Origin of the sequence: Asanoa sp. NPDC050611 (assembly GCF_040654855.1) — a bacterium.
Taxonomy (GTDB): Bacteria; Actinomycetota; Actinomycetes; order Mycobacteriales; family Micromonosporaceae; genus Asanoa.
Map to the genome: position 1 here is coordinate 1 of NZ_JBFAIU010000703.1, position 1,197 is coordinate 1,197.

General features: G+C 74.7%; 1 pseudogene. It reads left to right on the plus strand.

Annotation, left to right across the window (positions count from 1 at the left end):
• Positions 1 to 1,087, plus strand: a pseudogene (locus AB0H87_RS41955) (hypothetical protein); the annotation flags it as partial.
• Between the last annotated feature and the right edge of the window lie 110 nt (positions 1,088 to 1,197).

The following is a 1,197-nucleotide window of genomic DNA, read 5'->3' on the forward strand; positions in this document are numbered from 1 at the left end:
GGTGACCTGGGACGGGGTGCCGCCGTTGCCGACGGCGGCCGGCGCGGACGGCGCCGCCACCCGCCCGGACCTGGTCGGCACGGACCCCACCGCGCTCCGGTTCGGAGTGTCGTGGGCGCCGTTCCCCGTGCGATCGGTCAACTGGATGGCGACCCGGGGCGGTGTCGAGGAGATCGACGTCCAGATGTCGGCCGGCGACGTCGACATCTCGGGCCGGGTGCGGTTGTGGCGCGGTGAGCAGCCGGACGAGTTCGACAACGCCACCGTGCCGAACGCGACCTCGCCCGTCACGGTCGGCGGCCGGCCCGCCGTGCTCGCGGAGGAGCGGTTCGACTGGGGTCCGAACCGGTGGGTCACCTGGCACCCGGCGCCCGGACTCACCGCGCAGGCCGGGCTCGTCGCGTCCGGCTTCACGTCGGAGGACGGGTCCGAGCCGTCGGCGCGGCCGTCGGCGGTCGACGTCGCGGACCTGACGGCGTTCGCGGACGCGGTCCGGCTCGACACCACGACCGCTTGTTCGGTGCCGTTCCGCGTTCCGCGTGCGCCCGCGGGCGGTCGGCTGGTCAGCTGTGGCGGCTCCGTCGCGGCGGACGCGCCCGGTGCGGACATGCGATCCGGCGGCCTACAGGTGTCCTACGGGGACCGGCTGATCGAGCTCCGCTACCAGACCCGGGCGCAGGAGCCGTCCGGCCCCGCCTCCGTCCCGGGAACGCCGGATCCGTCGGACCCCGGGACGCCGGACCCGTCGCGCCTCGACACCCCGGATCCGTCGTACACGGAGACGCCCGACCCGTCGTACACCGAGACGCCCGACCCGTCCGGGACCACCGATGCGCCGGGCCGGGCCGACACGACCCGCACGCCCGAACCGGGCGCGACGGACGGCTCGACGCCGCGACCGGTTGTCAGCCTCCGGGACGTCATCCAGTTCAATACCCGCCCGCTGGGCCCGGACCTGGTCGTGATGGTCGGCATGCCGCTGCGTGGTGCTGGCCCGGACGACCCGATCGCGACGGCGGTCCTGGAGGGGATCACGCGGGCCGGAGACCCGACCGATCCGACGACCTGGCCCCGGCGACCGTTCTAGCCGGCGGCGTACCCCTCGGCGTCGATCTCGATCCAGCGGCCGTCGGGAAGTTCCATCAAGCCCGACGACGACAACTCGCTTCAGCTCGCGGTGCGGGCCGAGGCCGACAA